This is a genomic window from Stutzerimonas zhaodongensis, assembly GCF_003696365.1.
Classification (GTDB): domain Bacteria; phylum Pseudomonadota; class Gammaproteobacteria; order Pseudomonadales; family Pseudomonadaceae; genus Stutzerimonas; species Stutzerimonas zhaodongensis.
Window position 1 is genome coordinate 1,559,666 of the sequence record NZ_RFFM01000001.1, and the last position, 16,936, is coordinate 1,576,601.

The 16,936-nt window shown below is 60.3% G+C and carries 17 protein-coding genes; 7 read left to right on the top strand and 10 right to left on the bottom strand.

The window, feature by feature from the left end:
* Positions 1-81: 81 nt before the first annotated feature.
* The 3 genes from EA797_RS07115 (at position 82) to lptF (ending at position 1,919) form a co-directional block, all read left to right on the top strand.
* Positions 82-432, top strand: coding sequence for a pilin assembly protein (locus EA797_RS07115; protein ID WP_122164414.1), 351 nt, complete (start codon positions 82-84; stop codon positions 430-432).
* A 242-nt stretch (positions 433-674) separates the two neighbouring features.
* On the top strand, positions 675-1,070 hold the full coding sequence (locus EA797_RS07120) for a DUF4398 domain-containing protein (protein WP_122164415.1): 396 nt from the start codon (positions 675-677) through the stop codon (positions 1,068-1,070).
* A gap of 45 nt (positions 1,071-1,115) precedes the next feature.
* Positions 1,116-1,919, top strand: a complete 804-nt coding sequence (lptF, locus tag EA797_RS07125) for a lipotoxin F family OmpA-related lipoprotein LptF (protein ID WP_122164416.1) — start codon at positions 1,116-1,118, stop codon at positions 1,917-1,919.
* Positions 1,920-2,018: 99 nt separating this feature from the next.
* On the opposite strand, the gene EA797_RS07130 is transcribed toward lptF, so the two are convergent.
* Complete coding sequence (locus EA797_RS07130) at positions 2,019-2,348, bottom strand: PA3694 family proteiin (protein WP_122164417.1); 330 nt, start codon at positions 2,346-2,348, stop codon at positions 2,019-2,021.
* A 266-nt stretch (positions 2,349-2,614) separates the two neighbouring features.
* Here EA797_RS07130 and EA797_RS07135 point away from each other — a divergent pair, with 266 nt between their 5' ends.
* Positions 2,615-4,171 (top strand): class I adenylate-forming enzyme family protein, encoded by a 1,557-nt coding sequence (locus tag EA797_RS07135; RefSeq protein WP_122164418.1) that lies wholly within the window; start codon positions 2,615-2,617, stop codon positions 4,169-4,171.
* A gap of 30 nt (positions 4,172-4,201) precedes the next feature.
* On the opposite strand, the gene EA797_RS07140 is transcribed toward EA797_RS07135, so the two are convergent.
* The 8 genes from EA797_RS07140 to EA797_RS07175 form a co-directional block, all read right to left on the bottom strand.
* Positions 4,202-5,131 (bottom strand): 2-hydroxyacid dehydrogenase, encoded by a 930-nt coding sequence (locus EA797_RS07140; RefSeq protein WP_122164419.1) that lies wholly within the window; start codon positions 5,129-5,131, stop codon positions 4,202-4,204.
* 74 nt (positions 5,132-5,205) lie between these two features.
* Positions 5,206-5,952 (bottom strand): class II aldolase/adducin family protein, encoded by a 747-nt coding sequence (locus EA797_RS07145; protein ID WP_122164420.1) that lies wholly within the window; start codon positions 5,950-5,952, stop codon positions 5,206-5,208.
* A 54-nt stretch (positions 5,953-6,006) separates the two neighbouring features.
* Complete coding sequence (locus EA797_RS07150; RefSeq protein WP_122164421.1) at positions 6,007-7,689, bottom strand: long-chain fatty acid--CoA ligase; 1,683 nt, start codon at positions 7,687-7,689, stop codon at positions 6,007-6,009.
* Complete coding sequence (gene surE, locus EA797_RS07155) at positions 7,689-8,492, bottom strand: 5'/3'-nucleotidase SurE (protein WP_122164422.1); 804 nt, start codon at positions 8,490-8,492, stop codon at positions 7,689-7,691. The genes EA797_RS07150 and surE overlap by 1 nt, the downstream gene beginning before the upstream one ends.
* On the bottom strand, positions 8,489-9,559 hold the full coding sequence (locus EA797_RS07160; protein ID WP_122164423.1) for a phosphotransferase: 1,071 nt from the start codon (positions 9,557-9,559) through the stop codon (positions 8,489-8,491). The genes surE and EA797_RS07160 overlap by 4 nt, the downstream gene beginning before the upstream one ends.
* A gap of 10 nt (positions 9,560-9,569) precedes the next feature.
* Positions 9,570-10,337, bottom strand: a complete 768-nt coding sequence (locus EA797_RS07165) for an SDR family NAD(P)-dependent oxidoreductase (protein ID WP_122164424.1) — start codon at positions 10,335-10,337, stop codon at positions 9,570-9,572.
* 35 nt (positions 10,338-10,372) lie between these two features.
* The gene (locus EA797_RS07170; protein ID WP_122164425.1) at positions 10,373-11,584 is read right to left on the bottom strand and encodes an acyl-CoA dehydrogenase family protein; all 1,212 of its coding nucleotides are present in this window, start codon (positions 11,582-11,584) and stop codon (positions 10,373-10,375) included.
* The gene (locus EA797_RS07175; protein ID WP_122164426.1) at positions 11,577-12,080 is read right to left on the bottom strand and encodes a PaaI family thioesterase; all 504 of its coding nucleotides are present in this window, start codon (positions 12,078-12,080) and stop codon (positions 11,577-11,579) included. The genes EA797_RS07170 and EA797_RS07175 overlap by 8 nt, the downstream gene beginning before the upstream one ends.
* Before the next feature lie 441 nt (positions 12,081-12,521).
* Here EA797_RS07175 and dctP point away from each other — a divergent pair, with 441 nt between their 5' ends.
* The 3 genes from dctP to EA797_RS07190 all read left to right on the top strand — a co-directional run bounded on the left by dctP (position 12,522) and on the right by EA797_RS07190 (position 15,527).
* Complete coding sequence (dctP, locus tag EA797_RS07180; RefSeq protein ID WP_122164427.1) at positions 12,522-13,556, top strand: TRAP transporter substrate-binding protein DctP; 1,035 nt, start codon at positions 12,522-12,524, stop codon at positions 13,554-13,556.
* A 118-nt stretch (positions 13,557-13,674) separates the two neighbouring features.
* Positions 13,675-14,220, top strand: a complete 546-nt coding sequence (locus tag EA797_RS07185) for a TRAP transporter small permease subunit (protein WP_122164428.1) — start codon at positions 13,675-13,677, stop codon at positions 14,218-14,220.
* Positions 14,217-15,527, top strand: a complete 1,311-nt coding sequence (locus EA797_RS07190) for a TRAP transporter large permease (protein WP_122164429.1) — start codon at positions 14,217-14,219, stop codon at positions 15,525-15,527. The genes EA797_RS07185 and EA797_RS07190 overlap by 4 nt, the downstream gene beginning before the upstream one ends.
* Before the next feature lie 58 nt (positions 15,528-15,585).
* Here EA797_RS07190 and EA797_RS07195 read toward each other — a convergent pair whose 3' ends face one another.
* Complete coding sequence (locus EA797_RS07195; RefSeq protein WP_122164430.1) at positions 15,586-16,881, bottom strand: flavohemoglobin expression-modulating QEGLA motif protein; 1,296 nt, start codon at positions 16,879-16,881, stop codon at positions 15,586-15,588.
* Positions 16,882-16,936: the final 55 nt, after the last annotated feature.

Consider the following 16,936-nt stretch of genomic DNA (forward strand, 5'->3'; position numbering starts at 1 on the left):
CATAGCAGGAGGAGCCTGATCGACGCGCGCTCGCATTACTCGCCAATAGTGCTCGCTCACACGAGCTAAGGATGGAGACAGATGAAAATCACAGAGTTGGTCCAAGAATGGGAAAGCAGTGCCACCGGCCGCATGAGCGCTACCCAGTACACCATCCCCTTGGACGTCGAAAGTGCTGCACGCCTGGCAGCCCTCGCCGAGATGTATCCCAAGCGTAGTACCGAGGAACTGTTGGGTGAGCTGGTGGGCGCCGCCCTCGAAGGTATCGAGACCAGCCTTCCCTACCAGCGTGGCACCAAGGTGATCTCGACCGATGAACAAGGCGACCCCATCTACGAAGACGTCGGCCCGACGCCTCGTTTCCTCGCGCTTTCACGCAAGCATCTCGAGCGGCTGCTCTCCGAGCAATCGAATGTGAATGGGGACGTTTGAGGGTGCCTGACGGAGCGGCCTGCAGAGCCGCTCCTGCGCGCTGGTGAATGGTAACCAGGGAGGTTTCAACCCGTTGAACACGTCTACCGAGCCACGTCCAGACGTTTCGTTTGGTAATAATCTGGAACGATTACGCGCCGATGGCCTCACAAAAACATGCCCGCTCTGAATGCTCGACGTTCTTGGACGGTAAAGCATTCGGCTTGTGGGCACTGTTCTCGAAACCTCATTGGAGACTGGCCATGAATACGAACACCATCGAAAGATCCCTATCGCGATTTCAGTTTCCCAAGCTAGCGGCAGTGGCATTGGGTGGCTTGCTACTGGCTGGTTGCGCCGGCAATCCGCCGAATGAGCAGTTCGCCGTCACAGAATCGGCAGTGCGTAGCGCAGTAAGCGCAGGCGGCACCGAATTCGCCGCAGTCGAGATGCGTGCCGCTCAGGAAAAGTGGAAGCAGGCTGAAATGGCCATGCAGAAAGAAAATTACGACGAAGCGCGCAAGCTGGCCGAGCAGGCCGAGTGGGACGCTCGAGTAGCAGAGCGTAAGGCCCAGGCCGCAAAAGCGCAGAAGGCCGTAGAGGACGCTAACCAGGGTATCCAGGATCTGCGTGAGGAAAGCATGCGCGGCATGCAGTGACTTTCCCGCTCGACTCTCAACGCCTTCAACACAGGATGACGCGATATGAATAAATTACTGACTCTTCCCACACTTCTGGCAATGACAATCGGCCTGGCCGCCTGCTCGTCGCAGCCGAATCAGAACCTGGAACAAGCGCGCAGCCAGTATTCGCAGCTGCAGGCTGATGCTCGTTCCAGCAAGCTCGCCGCGCTGGAAACCGAAGATGCCGGCAAGTCGCTGGAAAAGGCCAATCAGGCCTATATGAAGGATGCCGACGAGAAGACTGTCGATCAGCTTTCGTATCTGGCCAAGCGCCGGATCGAGCTGGCTGAGCAGACCATTGCCCTGCGCACTGCGGAGCAGGAAATCGAGAAAGCATCGGCAAAACGCGCCGAAGCCCGCCTTGAATCTCGCGAGCAGCAACTCAAGCGTCAACAGGACGAAATCCGCAAGCTGCAGCAAGATCTGCAAGCCAAGCAGACCGAGCGCGGCACACTGGTGACTTTCGGTGACGTTCTGTTCGACTTGAACAAGTCAGACCTCAAGCCCTCCGGTATGCGCGGCGTGCAGAAGCTTGCACAGTTCCTCCAGGAAAATCCCGAGCGCAAGGTAGTGGTCGAGGGTTACACCGACAGCACCGGTTCGGCATCCTATAACCAGCAGCTTTCCGAGCGCCGCGCAGAGTCCGTGCGCCGTGCCCTGACCCGCGCCGGTGTTGACCCGCAGCGCATCCAGGCGGTTGGTTACGGCCAAGAGTACCCGGTCGCGAGCAACGACTCGCCGTCCAGCCGAGCCATGAACCGTCGCGTCGAAGTGACCATCTCCAACGACGATCAGCGCGTAGCGCCTCGTTCGTCGATGCAGTGATTCAGCCTGGCTGAACGGTTTCCCGGCGATATGTCGGGAAATATGAAAAGCCCGCCGTGATGGCGGGCTTTTCATTGCCTGTAATTCGGCAGCAGCAGGTCAGGGTTTGGCAGGCTGCGTTGGCACTTGCTGGCCCATGCAACGGATGGCGCGTTTGCGGTTATCCACCAGCACGCCCGTCAAACCTTTCTGCTCGGTGTCGAAGAGCACCAGTACGCCGTCGATGCATTCGGCAACCTGAGGTGCAGGTTTCAACGAGACGCGGTAATCCTCGCCCGGAATGGTCTTGAGCATGGTGTAGTCAGCCAGCAGCAAGGCGTCCTCGGGTTTGGCAATGTGCACGTAGCCGTAGTAAGTCAGCACCGCGACCGTGCCTATGACACTCCCGATAGCGGTGAGGATCAGCGGGATGGAATTGCGTTCGGACATGGACGAGCTCGCCTGATCAAAGAGGCGGCATTGTCGCAAAAATAAGGTTGTGAAGGCGAAGGGTTACCGCGAGTACGTAACGAGCATCATTGCCTGCAGATCAGCCGCAGTAGCGATTTGCCGGCAAGGTTTCGCTTTACTGATCAACCGCCATCGCCGGGACGAATAGCCCTTCCCGTCGGCGCCATTAGGCTGGATGTTTGTCAGGGCCATTTCCTGCGTGCCATGGCTCGTGCGCGCTTTCATAAAGACAGGACCAGCCAGTCATGGAAACCACCGCCCGCCACGATGCCGTCGATCTGGATCAACCCTTCGCAGCGGTACCGGATCTCATCGCGCACTGGGCCCGGCATCGCCCCGATCATCCCGCGCTGGTCCAGGGCGAACGCATGCTCAGCTTTGCCGAGCTCGATACATACATGAGCAAGGTTGCGGCTGCTCTCCAGCGTGACGGCGCGAAACCGGACGACGCGCTGGCGATCTGCGCATACAACTCCATCGATTATGCAGCGGTTTTCCTCGGCGCGCTGCGTGCTGGCCTGGCCGTCGCGCCATTGGCCCCCTCGGCCAGTCCCGACAGCCTGTTGACCATGCTGGCCGACGCCTCGCCCCGACTGGTGTTCCTCGATGCGCACGCAGCAGAGCATCTGAAACGTGTTTCCAGCCAATTGCCCTGCCCTTTTCTGCGCCTGGATCAATCTTCGACACTGGCCGACTGGCTGAGCGATGCCGCGCCCGAGCCGATCGAGATCCAGCCCGAATGGGCGTTCAACATCATTTATTCCTCGGGCACCACAGGCGAACCCAAGGGCATCGTGCAATCCCATGCCATGCGCTGGTCGCACGTCCGGCGAAGCGCTGCTTATGGCTACGCCGACAATGCCACCACGCTGATATCCACGCCTCTGTATTCCAACACCACACTGGTGGCGTTCCTGCCGACACTTGCGCTTGGCGGCACGGTGGTGCTGATGCAGAAATTCGAGGCCGGCGAATACCTGACACTGGCACAGCAGCATGCCGTCACCCATACCATGCTGGTGCCCGTGCAATACCAGCGGATCATGGCGCGGGAAGATTTCGCCCGGTTCGACTTGCGCAGCTTCCGCTACAAGATGTGCACCAGCGCGCCCTTCGGTGCAGCGCTGAAGGCGGACGTCCTGGCCCGGTGGCCTGGCGGGCTGATCGACACCTACGGCATGACGGAAGGCGGTGGCACCTGCATCCTCGCCGCCCATGAGCATCCCGATAAATTGCACACCGTCGGCAAGCCTGCCGAGGGGCACGACATCCGTGTGATTGACGATGCGGGTCACGAACTGCCTGAAGGCGCCATCGGTGAAATCGTCGGGCATTCGCCGGCCATGATGACCGGCTACCTGAACAAGCCGGAAAAGACCGCCGAAGCCGAATGGTTCGACCCCAGCGGCAAGCGCTTCATTCGCACCGGCGACGTCGGTCGTTTTGATGCTGAGGGCTTCCTCACGCTGCTCGACCGAAAGAAGGACATGATCATCTCCGGGGGTTTCAATCTGTACCCCAGCGATCTGGAGGCCATTCTGCGCAAGCATCCGGCCATCGCCGACGTTGCAGTGGTCGGTGTGCCTTCGACACGATGGGGTGAAACGCCGGTGGCCTTTGTCGTCCCCGCAGCAACAGAAACACCTGAGGCTATGCTGAGCTGGTTCAACGATCGTGTGGGCAAAACCCAGCGCCTGGCCCGCCTGGAGTTGATCGATGAGCTGCCGCGCAGCGCCATTGGAAAGGTGCTAAAACGCGAGCTACGTGATCAGTACACGGTTGAATACGGCGCAGCGGACTGATATCCAACGGCGCCGCAAATCATAGGCTGCTCAATAACCGCGCTGAACGTCGACGACCCCGCTGATGGCGTCGCCCCTCTCAAGCGCGACGATCTTCTCGGCAATCTGAGCGATGGTGGCTTCACGTAGGGTGCGAGCGGATACATGCGGCGTGATGGTGACCTGCGGCATCTGCCAGAACGGGTGCGCTTCGGGCAGCGGCTCCTGACGAAACACATCGAGAACGGCTCGCGTGATCTGCCCCTCCTTGATAGCGCGGCACAGATCTTCATCAACCAGATGCTCACCGCGACCGACGTTGATCACCACCGCATCGCGCCTGAGCTTTGTAAGCATTGCGTAATCGATAAGGTCCCGGGTGCTCTCGGTCAGCGGCAGCGTGTTGATCAGCACGCGTGTTTCGCCGAGAAAGTCGTCAAGTTCGGCCTCGCCGGCAAAGCTACGTACACCCTCGATGGCATGCGCAGAGCGCGCCCAACCGCTGACCGGATAATCCAGCGCTGCGAGCGTTCGCGCGACACGCTGGCCTATATGCCCAAGCCCCAGAACACCGACGGGCCAATCGCTACGTTCGATGGGGCGCCGCAATTTCCACTGCTTTTCGGCTTGTTGCTCACGATAAAAATCCATGTCCCGGCTGATGCCGATGACGTGATAAGCCACGTACTCGGCCATCTGCACGGACATGCCGGCGTCCTCCAGACGCACGACCGGGATGTCGCGCGGCAGGTTCGGCACCTGTACCAGCGCATCTACGCCCGCGCCAAGGTTGAACACCGCCTTGAGCTGCGTCTCCCGATCGAACAACGCGGCCGGCGGATGCCAGACGATGGCGTAATCACCGCTACAACTCGGCATGTCCGCATGCCAGACCTCGATCTCGGCTTCCGGCAGGTGCTGCTGGATCAGACTGGTCCAACGTTCGGGCTTGGGATCAGCAGCAACGAATAGGATTTTCATCGACACTCGACTTCTGTTCGGTTAAAGAACCCGTCCGTTTCGCAACGGGGGCAAGCGATCGTGCCAGCGTACTGCTAAATCGCGTAAACGTGGCCGTTGGCCTCAAGTAGACGCAACAGGGCCGGCCAGGTGAGCTTGGAAGCCATGCCGAGTTCAGCCGATTGCTGGCGGGTCGTTTCGATGGCTGCAGCCGAGGGCATGTGGGTCGGCCCGCAAGACTGAGCGCGCACTTGGATCTCGCAGGCCTTCATCAGGAAATAGAGGTAGGTGAAGGCCTCGGCGACCGTTTTCCCGGCAGTGAGCACGCCGTGGTTGCGCAAGATCATCATCTGTTTGCTGCCCAGGTCGCGGATCAGCCGCTCGCGCTCGCTCAGATCCAGCGCGACCCCTTCGTACTCGTGATAGCTGATGTGATCGAGGCAGAGCATCGCCGTCTGGCTCAGCGGCAGCAGGCCGTCCCGGTGCGCCGAAACCGCGGTGCCGTCCGCTGCGTGTAGATGCATCACCGCGCCGGCATCTTCTCGTCCCATGTGAATGGCGCTGTGGATGGTAAAGCCCGCCGGATTGACTCGATGCAGACTGCCGCTCTGTACGATCTGCCCTTCCCGGTCGACCTTGACCAGGGATGAGGCCGTGATCTCCTGAAACAACAGGCCGTAAGGGTTGATCAGGAAATGATGCTCAGGTCCCGGTACGCGGGCGGACAGGTGAGTGAACACCAAGTCATCCCAGCCGAAATGTGCCACCAGTCGATAGGCCGCAGCGAGGTCCTTGCGCACCTGCCATTCCGCTTCCCGATTCGTCGACGTTGAATCTTGCATAGCGTTGCTCCAATGGTTACTGAGGCGCCAAGCGGCGCATGGCCCGCAGCGCCATCACGCCTCCTGCGCACGGATGGCGTGCTTGCGGTTTTCTTCTTCCTGCAAGGCGCGCCACATCAGCTTGCCGGTGGACGAGCGCGGCAGAGACTCGACGAACTCCACGAAAACCGGCGCCTTGTAGGCCGCCATTTCCGCCTTGCACCAATCGATGACGTCCTGCTCGCTGACCTGACCGGCCTGGCCGTTGCGCAGTACCACGCAGGCCTTAACCGTCTCGCCACGCTTGGGGTCGGGGCAGGATATGACGCAGCATTCCTGAATTGCAGGGTGGCGGTACATCAGGCTCTCCACCTCCGACGGCCAGACCTTGAAGCCCGAGGCGTTGATCATCCGCTTGACCCGGTCGACCAGGAAGAAATAGCCCTCTTCATCGTAGTAGCCCATATCACCGGTGCGAAAAAACCGGTGGCCATCGAGGTCGATGAAGGCGCGCTCGGTCTCTTCTGGGCGGTTCCAGTAACCCTGGAACAGCTGTGGCCCTCGGCTGATGATTTCGCCCACTTCGTTGGGGCCGAGTTCCTGGCCGGTGGTCAGGTCGATGACGCGGCTGTCGACGTCAAACACCGGAATGCCAAGGCACTGCGGCTTTGGTCGCGGCACGGGATTGATGTGGGTGGCCGCGATGGTTTCCGACAAACCATAGCCTTCGATATAGCGAAGCCCGGTGAGGCGGTGCAGTTTCTCCTCTACGGCCTTGGGCATTGCAGCACCACCGCCGCCAACGCTGACCAGGCTGGACAGGTCATAGCGCTCGACATCCGGATCGGAGAGAAAATCGATGGCCATGGTCGCGATGTTCACCCAGCCGGTGACTTTGTGTCGCTCGATCAGCTGGGCCGCCACGGTGCGGTCCCAGCGGGTCATGATGACCGCGGTACCGCCGTTATATATCGGCCCGCTCATGGCACCCTGCATGCCTGTGACATGAAAGTACGGCAGCGTCGCGAGGATGACCGATTCACTGGTGCTGTTGGTCCATACCACCCGATGAATGATCGTCGCCATGGCCGAGCGATGGGTGTGCATGCAACCTTTCGGCGCGCCCGTTGTGCCGGAGCTATAAGGAAACACACACAGATCGTCAGGTCCGGCCGTATGCGGCCCCGCCTTGTGACCAGCATTCAGAGCCTCGCTCCAGGCAATAGCCCCTGCGAAGTCCGGCGTAACGGCCGGTGCCTGCACCTCAGCCGGCAGCGCCAGATCGGTGGGCTGGCGAACGTAATCCGAGTAAGTCGCTACGATGACATGACCTAGCTGTGCAGTACCGACCAGTGGCGAGATGAATCCGGTCAGCTCCTGCCCGCAAAGGCACACGGCAGCGCCGGTGTCGTGCAGGTAGTGCTCGAGCTCCGCGCTGTGGTTCATCGGGTTGACCGGGATCACCACTGCGTCCGCGCGCAGGATCGCGTAATAGGCAATGGTGAACTGCGGCGAGTTCTGCATGTACAGCAGCACCCGATCACCCTTTGCGACGCCCAGATGCCGCAGGTAGCCCGCCATTGCTTCCACTTCGCGCAGCAGTTCGGTGTAGGTGATCAAGGTGTCGTAGAAGATGATCGCCGTCTTGTTCGGGAAGCGCCGGGCGGAGACTTCGAGATTATTGAACAGGCTGGTCTCCGGCACGCTCAGGTGCTTGGGCAGATCGTCTGGCCAGACCGCATGATGACGAGTGAACATTACTGAACTCCTGAGTCGCAATTGACGGCCAGATCGGCCATGGCCTGTTCTTCGCCCCATTCGAGCCACCCACGGGTATCGCGCAATGGGGTGATTGCGATGCACTTTTGGCGCAGCGCCGTGACGTCCAGTGCAGGGTCGGTGAGATGTGCGGACGAATGTTCGAAGCCGAGCCACCAGTAGGGCAGCCCGCGGCCATCCCGCCCCGCCTGCAGTCGCGGCCGGGCGATCGAGCCCCGAGATTGCCGAGCCATTCGCAGATGGCTGACTGCGTCAGCCGAGCAAGCCGGGAAGTTCACATTCCAGCAACAGCCGTTTTCGTCACGACGCGCCCATAGCCCGCGGATGATCAATGCCGCATAGCTTTCAACGCATGACCAATCAATACCTGTGCGATCCAGGAAGGCCTGGCTGAGGCCAATTGCCGGAAGGCCCAGCAGGTCGGCGCTGAGCACCGCTCCCAGCGTGCCGGAATAAGGCACCGAATCGCCAATGTTCGCGCCACTGTTGACGCCGGACAGCACCAACTCAGGTGGCGACTCCGCTAGCCATTCGGCCATGGCGAACATCACGCAGTCCGACGGCGTCCCTGAGACGGCGAAGCGTCGCTCGCCATGGTGGTACACGCGCAACGGCGCATGCACCGAGATGCCCTGCCCTGTACCGCTTTGGTCGTGCTCGGGCGCAACTACCCAGACTTCCTCGGCCAGTTGTGAGGCAATGCGCTCGAGCAGTGCCAGCCCCGGTGCGGCAATACCGTCATCGTTGGTCAGCAGGACGCGGCGCAGCAAGGGTCCATTCATAGCGCCGCTCCTCGGTCGCCAGCTTGAGCGATGCGCCAACCAGACTCGGCGAGAAGACCGGCCCGCTGGCCGACCTGCAGCGCATCGGCATTGCTGGCGTTGCCCTGCAGCGCACGCGCATAAACGCCCTGCAAAATGGCCGCAAGCCGGAACAGCGAAAACGCCACAAAGACATGCCAGTCATCAATGGCCGCACGTCCGCTCTGCTCGCAATAACGCGCCAGCAGCTCCTGCTCGGATGGAATGCCCTGAGCTTTCAAATCGATTCCAACCAGGCCACGCAGGCCTTCGACACCCGCCGGCAAGTGATAGGGCAAGCAGAAGTAGGCAAGGTCCGCCAGCGGATGACCGACCGTGGACAGTTCCCAATCGAGGATGGCCGCGACCCTCGCTTCCGCCGGCGCGAAGATGAGGTTGCCAAGCCGATAGTCGCCATGAGCAATTGCACATTCATCGCGCTGGGGCACCTGCTCTGGCAACCATTGCATCAGCCGCTCCATCGCTGGCATGTCGCCGGTGCGGGTAGCCTGGTACTGGCCGGACCAGCGTTTCACCTGACGGGCAAAATAGCCTTGAGCCTTGCCGAAATCACCCAGACCTACAGCTTCGACATCGACCTGATGCAGAGCGGCCAGCGTGTCGATGGCTGCCAGGTGAATCGGTGGGCGCTCAGCTGCGGTCAGCTGTTGCAGCGCGGGATGACTGAAGATGCGCCCATCGATGTGGTCCATCACATAGAAGGCGGTGCCGATGATGCTTTCGTCTTCGCATAACAGATGTACCGACGGCACCGGCACGCTGCCGTGTTCGAAAAGCGCCCGGATCACCTTGTACTCCCGCTCGACCATATGTGCCGAAGGCAGAACCTGGCCCGGCGGCTTCTTGCGCAGCACATAGCGGCGACCGGCGCTTTCCAACAGGTAGGTCGGATTGGATTGGCCGCCCTGGAATTGGCGAACACTCAGCTGGCCGCCCATTTCCGGCAGGTGGTGGCGGAGGTATCGGGCCAGCGCAGCTTCGTCGAAACGATGCGCGGGAAGAACGTCGATCAGCTCGGGTTCGTTCATCGCCACGCCCTCAACATGCCGTTTCACCGCCGTCGGCGACGATCACCTGGCCAGTGATGTAACCGCTGGCGGGGGCTGCCAGGAAGACCGCGAGACCGGCAATGTCCACCGGCTCACCAATTCGACGCAGCGGCGTTTTTTCGGCAGCGCGGCGTACTCGCTCCGGATCGTCCAGCAGTGCCTTGGCGAAATCGGTGCGCACAAGGCCCGGTGCAATGGCGTTGACGCGGATGCCCCTGGGACCCCACTCGGCCGCAAGATTACGCGCCAGCGCCGCCTCTGCCGCCTTGGATACACCGTAGGTGCCGATCACGGTATTGCCGCGCAACCCGGCAATGCTGGAGAGCATGATCACCGCACCCTCGCCACGCTCGGCCATCTGGGGCAAGACCATGTTCGAAAGCCAGAAAGTGCCCTTGACGTTGGTGTCCATGATCTTGTCCCAGGCGTCGTCGGTCAGCTCGCTGGTCGGGCCGTAGACCGGGTTGGTCGCGGCATTGCAAACCAGCACGTCGATACGCCCCCAGGCCTGCAGAGTGGTGTCCACCAGCCGCTGGAGGTCTTCCTTGCGGCCCACATGGCAAGGCACTGCGATGGCCTCGTAGCCCGCAGCGTTCAGCTCGGCGGCAACAGCGTCGCAGGCATCGGCCTTGCGGCTGGAAATCACAACGCGCGCGCCGCACTTGGCCATTTCCTCGGCAATGGAGCGGCCGATGCCGCGGGTGGAGCCGGTGATCAGCGCCACCTTCCCGGTCAGATCGAATAGCGGATTGGTCATCTGGCTGCGTCCTTCTTGTTGGTGTTATCAGGCGCTCAGCGCTTGCTGGAATAGTTCTTCAGCTCAAGCTTGGCGATGGTGTCCAGGTGAACTTCATCCGGCCCGTCAGCCAGACGCAGCGTTCGTTGATGAGCCCATGCAGCGGCGAGAAAGCTGTCCTGGGAAACGCCCTTGGCACCATGGACCTGGATGGCTCGATCCAGCACGCGCAGCGCCATGCTAGGGGCCGCGGCCTTGATCATGGCGATCTCCTGCCGCGCCACCTTGTTGCCGACGGTGTCCATCATCCGCGCCGCTTTCAGCGTCAGCAGGCGGGTCTGCTCGATCTCAATGCGCGAGCGAGCGATGTCCTTGCGGATCGAGTCGAAGTCCGCCAGCGGTTTGCCGAACGCCACCCGCTCATGTATGCGCTCGCACATAGCCTGCAAGGCGCGCTCGGCCACGCCGATGGTGCGCATGCAGTGGTGGATGCGGCCGGGGCCGAGACGCCCTTGGGCGATTTCGAAACCGCGCCCCTCCCCCAGCAGCATGTTGCTGGCCGGGACGCGCACGTTGTCGTAGTGGATCTCGGCGTGGCCATGGGGCGCATGGTCGTAGCCAAAGACGTTGAGCGCCCTGATGATCTCGACGCCTGGCGTGTCCAATGGGACGAGGATCATCGACTGCTGCCGATGCCGCTCGGCGAAGGGGTCGGTCTTGCCCATGACGATAGCGATCTTGCAGGTGGTCGTCATTGCACCGGATGACCACCACTTGCGGCCATTGATGACGTATTCATCGCCTTCACGGCGAATCTCGCAGGCGATATTGGTGGCGTCGGACGACGCCACCTCAGGTTCGGTCATGGAGAAGCAAGAGCGTATCTCGCCGTTCAGCAGTGGTTTCAACCACTTGTCCTGCTGTTCTGGCGTGCCGTAGCGCGCCAGAACCTCCATGTTGCCCGTATCCGGTGCCGAGCAGTTGAACACCTCGGCAGCGACAGGGGAGCGCCCCATGATTTCGCACAGGTGTGCGTATTCGAAATTGGTCAGCCCAGCACCGTGATCACTGTCCGGCAGAAACAGGTTCCACAAGCCCTGGGCACGAGCTTTGAGTTTCAGCTCTTCAAGGATCGGAGGGGGCGCCCAGCGATTACTGGCCGTGGCGACCTGCTCATGGAAAACGTGCTCGTTCGGGTAGATGTGTTCTTCCATGAATGCCGTGAGCTGCTGCTGGAGCTCCAGCGCTTTACCGGTCAGTTCATACATCGCCATGTTCCTTATTGTTGTTATGTGTCAGGAAATCCAAGGGCACGCCTTGCGCTTGCTCGCTGCCGGAGCGCAGGCGAAATGTGGCTTCGCCGATGGCCAGCAGGCGATCTTCGGCGTCGCGGACTTCTCCCGAACTATTGAAGATGCGACTGCCGCCGGCGCGTCGCTTGCCGATCGCGCGGATCACCCCACCCGAGCATTGCCCGGTGAAGGTAGTGTTGAGCACCAGCGTGATGGCCTTGCGGACCCGTCCGGGATATGGGCAATAGGTGCCAGCTTCAGCCAGAACTACATCGAGCAGCGCGGTAATCACACCGCCATGAAGCACACCGGCCATATTCAAGTGGCAGGACTGAACGTCGAGCTCGATCACCGCCTCGTTCTCGCTCCATGACACCTGACGGTAGCCAAGCACCTGATGGAAACCGGGAAGGTCCTTGCCGCCGCTGATGGGCAGATCGCCCCTAGGGGTCGCGATTGTGGGCTCGTCCATTTCGAGGCCTAGCGCGCGCGGATCAGGTCATACACATGATGTGTGCCGCCCGATACCGTTCTGTCTGTAATGCTGATGCATGAATGCATAGCGAGTCCTCTCGATTGTTTTTGTGGCGAGTCCTCTCCCTTTGAAGCTGGCATGCCTGAATCCATGCGTCAATTCGAAATCCAGTTCCATCAGGCAGAATTATGATGACCCACAAACAGAACCGTCTAAGCTGAACCGCGAGCTTGCGTGGCAGCATCCAGTCAGCGATCTGACACAATCTGAATGACCTGCCCTGCAGCGATAGCCTTCTGCTAGCGCTTGAAAAAGCCCTGCGCTATGTTAGCTTTCGATCAGCTTTGCAAAAGACAGTTTTGCTGTGCGAAACAAGCATGCGAAACAGATGACACAAAGATGGCCCGCAGCCTGACAATTACAACAAGAGGACGCGTTATGAAATCCATGCTCAAGAAGCTACTCGTACCGGCCAGCCTGGTCGCGTTTGCAGTGGCTACGGTGGCCTCCCCGGTGGCGGTCGCGCAGGACGTCACCAAGTGGCGTGTTCAATCCCACTGGCCGAGCGCCAGCAGCTCCTACAAGGACAGCCTTGAGCGGTTGAAACGCGAGATCGAAAGCCGCACCGAGGGCCGTCTGCAACTGCAGCTGTTCGAGGCCGGTGCTCTGTTCAAAGATACGGAAACCTTCAATGCGGTCAGCCGCGGCATCCTGCAGATGGGCACGATTTCGCCCGGTTACGCCCAGGACAAAATAAGCTTGGCCGGTATCGCCTCCGGTTTGCCCTTCGCGTTCCGCAACGTCTGGGAAGCCGCGTATTTCCATAAACACATGGGCTTCGAGGAGATGCTTCGCGAAGAGGCAGCCAAGCACAACGTGTACTGGTCGACCGACAAGGTCTACCCCACCGAGATGGTGGTGAAGAAGCCAATCAACAGCTGGGAGGATTTCACCAAGCTGAAGATCCGCTCTTCCGGTGCGCTTCAGAAGTTTCTCAGCGAAGCCGGTGCATCCACCACTTTCCTTCCTGGCAGCGAGCTCTATCCCGCGCTGGATACCGGTGTGGTGGACGCTGCACATTGGGGCGCCGCGCAAGGGGCGGCCAGCATGAGCTTCTATGAGGTGACCAAATACCACGTCAAGCCGGCACTCAATATCGCTGGCACTGACGTGATCATCATCAGCCAGAAAGCCCTCGATGCGCTGTCCGAAAAGGATCAAGAAGCCGTCAAGCAGGTCCTCGATGAGCAATTCTGGTACCGCACCAACGAGTATCTGTACCAGGAGCAGATCGCCCTCTCCAACGAGATCAAAGAGCACGGCGTCGAAGTCAACACGCTGCCTGAGGATGTGCAGAAGCGGCTGACGGAAGCCGCCCAGAAAACCTGGAACGCAGAAGGCAAGCGCAGCGACAACGCGGCAAAGGCGCTGCAGATGCTAAAGACCATGCTTGGCGATCTCGGCTATCTCTGACCTGCCAGGCTAGCCAGCACACCAGATTGCTCGCACTGGACCGGTCTCAGGGCCTGCCAGCGCGAGCGCTCCCGGTGTGGTTTCGCTCCCGATTCGCCATGCTGTCCTGGAGTTAGCGATGCGCTTCATTCATGCGTACATCAACGGCATTACGCGGCTGAACAACCTGATCGGTCGTTGGGCGGCGTATCTGATACTGGTCATCTTTGTGCTGCTGATCGCCGAAGTGTTCATGCGGTATCTGCTCTCTGCGCCGACATCGTGGACCAACGAACTCGGGCAGATGCTGTTCGGCCTTTATATCGTCCTGTCCGGTGGCTTCGTCATGGCGCAACGCGGGCACGTCAACGTTGATCTTCTCTACAGCTCCCTCTCAAGAAGAACGCAGGCCTGGGTGGACATCTTTACCTCGTCGATGTTCTTTCTGTTCATGGCCGCGCTGCTCTACTTCGGCAGTTCCATGGCCTGGGAGTCGGTCCAAAGCATGGAAACGAGTTATTCGGCCTGGAATCCGCCGATCTGGCCGATCAAGTTGGCCATTCCCATCGGCACGACTCTGCTACTCCTGCAGGGCGTGGCAAAGCTGCTGGACGACATTCTCGTAGCGCTGAACATCGAGCAAGACAAGGATTTGTCTGAGTCTTCCATGGAGGGGAACAAATGAGCATCGAGATCACGACGCTGTTGTTCTTCCTTTCGCTGATTTTTTTCCTGGTACTTGGCCTGCCACTGGCGTTCGTGCTCGGTGGTGTCTCGGTGTTGTTCCTGTATTTCACCTGGGGGGCGGACGCCTTCTACATGGTCGCCTCGCAGATGTGGGGCACTATGGGCAGCTTTACCCTGGTGGCCATCCCGCTGTTCGTGTTCATGGCCATGTTGCTGGAGCGTACCGGGGTAGCCCGCGACCTCTATCGAATGATGCACCTGTGGTGCGGCGGTATGCGCGGCGGTCTGGCGGTCGGCACCTTGGGAATCTGCGCGATCTTCGGTGCGATGGTCGGTATCAGCGGTGCCGCGGTGGTCGCCATGGGTACCATCGCGTTACCGGCCATGCTGGAGCGCGGATACGACAAGCGCATGGTGCTCGGCTGCATCAATACCGGCGGCGGCTGGGGCATCCTGATCCCGCCGAGCATCATGATGATTCTCTACGCCATGATCAGCGGTGTCTCGGTCGGCAAGATGTTCGCTGCTGGCGTCCTGCCGGGCCTTCTGCTGGTTGCGCTGACGGTCATCTATGTTCTGGGCCGCTGCTTTTTCCAGCCGCATCTCGCACCCGCGCTGCCGAAAGAGGAGCGCGGAAGCTGGGGCGAGAAGCTACGCGCCATCCGTGCGGTCATCCTCCCCATCGGTATCGTGGCAATGGTACTTGGCTCGATCATCGGCGGCATGACGACGCCTACCGAAGCCGCAGCCATGGGCGTGCTCGGCGCGCTGATCTCCGCAGCCGTATACCGCAAGCTCAACTGGGACATTGTTCAGGAAGCCGCCATCCGCACCTTCAAGCTGACCGGGATGATCGCCTGGATCCTGTTCGCGGCCCACGCTTTCAGCTCGGCCTACCAGGGTATGGGTGCGCAGTCGCTGATCGAAGGATTGATGATGGATCTGCCCGGAGGCCGCTGGGGCATCATCATCACCATGATGGCCGTGGTGTTCCTGATGGGCATGTTGCTCGACCCCGTGGGTATCATGCTGATCACACTGCCGGTGTTTCTGCCCATCGTGGCGTCGCTGGGCTTCGATCCGATCTGGTTCGGCATCCTCTTCGTGATCAACATGGAGATTGGCTACATGACGCCGCCGTTCGGGTTCAACCTGTTCTACCTCAAGGGCATCGTGCCGCCGGGCATCACCATGCGTGATATCTACTGGTCGGTGATCCCCTTCGTGATAGTCAACATCATCGGGCTGGGCATCATCATGGTCTTTCCCGAGATCGCGACGTATCTGCCAAACCTGCTGTTCTGACATTGATGCAGAAACGAAAAAGCCGGAGCAGATGCTCCGGCTTTTTCGTTTCGATTGATCAGATGATGTTGGCGTAATCCGCCTCGATCCGATCCAGGCTCAGGTGATTGAGGAAGTTGGAAAAGCACATCCAGGCGGATAGCGCATTGAGGTCCTGGAATTGCTGCGGCAGGTATTTGGGCGGTACCACCATGCCCTCCTCCACCAGTTGGCGCAGGGTCCGCATATCTTCCAGCGTGGTCTTGCCACAGAACAGCAGCGGTATGTGCTCCAACTTGCCTTTGCGCACCGCAAGCTGGATGTAGTTGTAAATCATGATGAAGCCCTTCAGGTAGGACAGGTCCTTGGTAAAGGGCAAGCCATCGGGCGTCGAACCACGGAAGACCCGGCTGGCATTGCTGTAGCACTCGTCCTGTGCATATCCCTGGTCCTGGAAGAAGGCGAATACATCGAGGAAATCCGCGCCCTCCTCGGCCATGTGGATCGCGCGGGTGCGGTTGGTGAGCTTGCGCAGCCGTGTCGGGTAGGAGGCGAAAGCGATCACCTCCATGAGGATCGCCAGACCTTCCTGCGTGACCGTTGACGACGGTGGCCCCTTGGCGAGAAAGGTGCAGATAGGCTGGTTCTGTCCGTTGAGCGTGGTGCCGACGTGTACCAAACCCTCGTGGACTTCCAGTGCGCGCACATCGCGCTCGTTGAACATCGCATCGCTGCGGATCTTGATGTAGTCGGCGCCGGCTGCGGCATCAGCAAGGATGCCATCGGACTCGAAGACGCGGATCACACCTTCACCTTCGCCGAACACCAGGTCGAGGCGACGCTGCAGCATGTCCACCGCCTGCGGTGCGGTCAGGATCTTGGCTTCGTCTTTCAGGTCGCCGCGGTCGGCAATATTGTTCAGGTAATCGGAAAGCATCAGCCCGAGGTCGGCCAGCGTGGGATCACCAGCGTGGAAGGCATCGGAGGCGGCACCGTAAAGCTCTTGGGAAATCAGTCCGAAATCGGCAGTCCCGCGCGCTTCGAGCATGCGGATGACCATGCGGTATTCCTTGCACATGCGCCGCATGATCTGCCCGACCGGGTTGAACTGGCCCAGCTGACGGGTGATATCACGCTCGATGTTCTGAAATTCTTCTTTCTTCGCGCTTGAGTCGAAGCCCAGGGGCCGGCTCTCGTAATAAGCACGGTCGACCTTAGGCAACTCGCGTCCGCCGGCGGCAAGAAAGCCTTGGCGGATGCTGTCGTCCCACTTCACTGCATCGAGTACCCGAACCGGAGTTTGAGCCTCGACGATGCGGTCGGACAGGCAACGCACCGTTAGTTGGTATTCGTCCAGGTTGTTACGGGAATTCATCCGTACCTCGTCAGTGATGATCCGTAGCCTTCAACTTATACACCAGCGGACCATG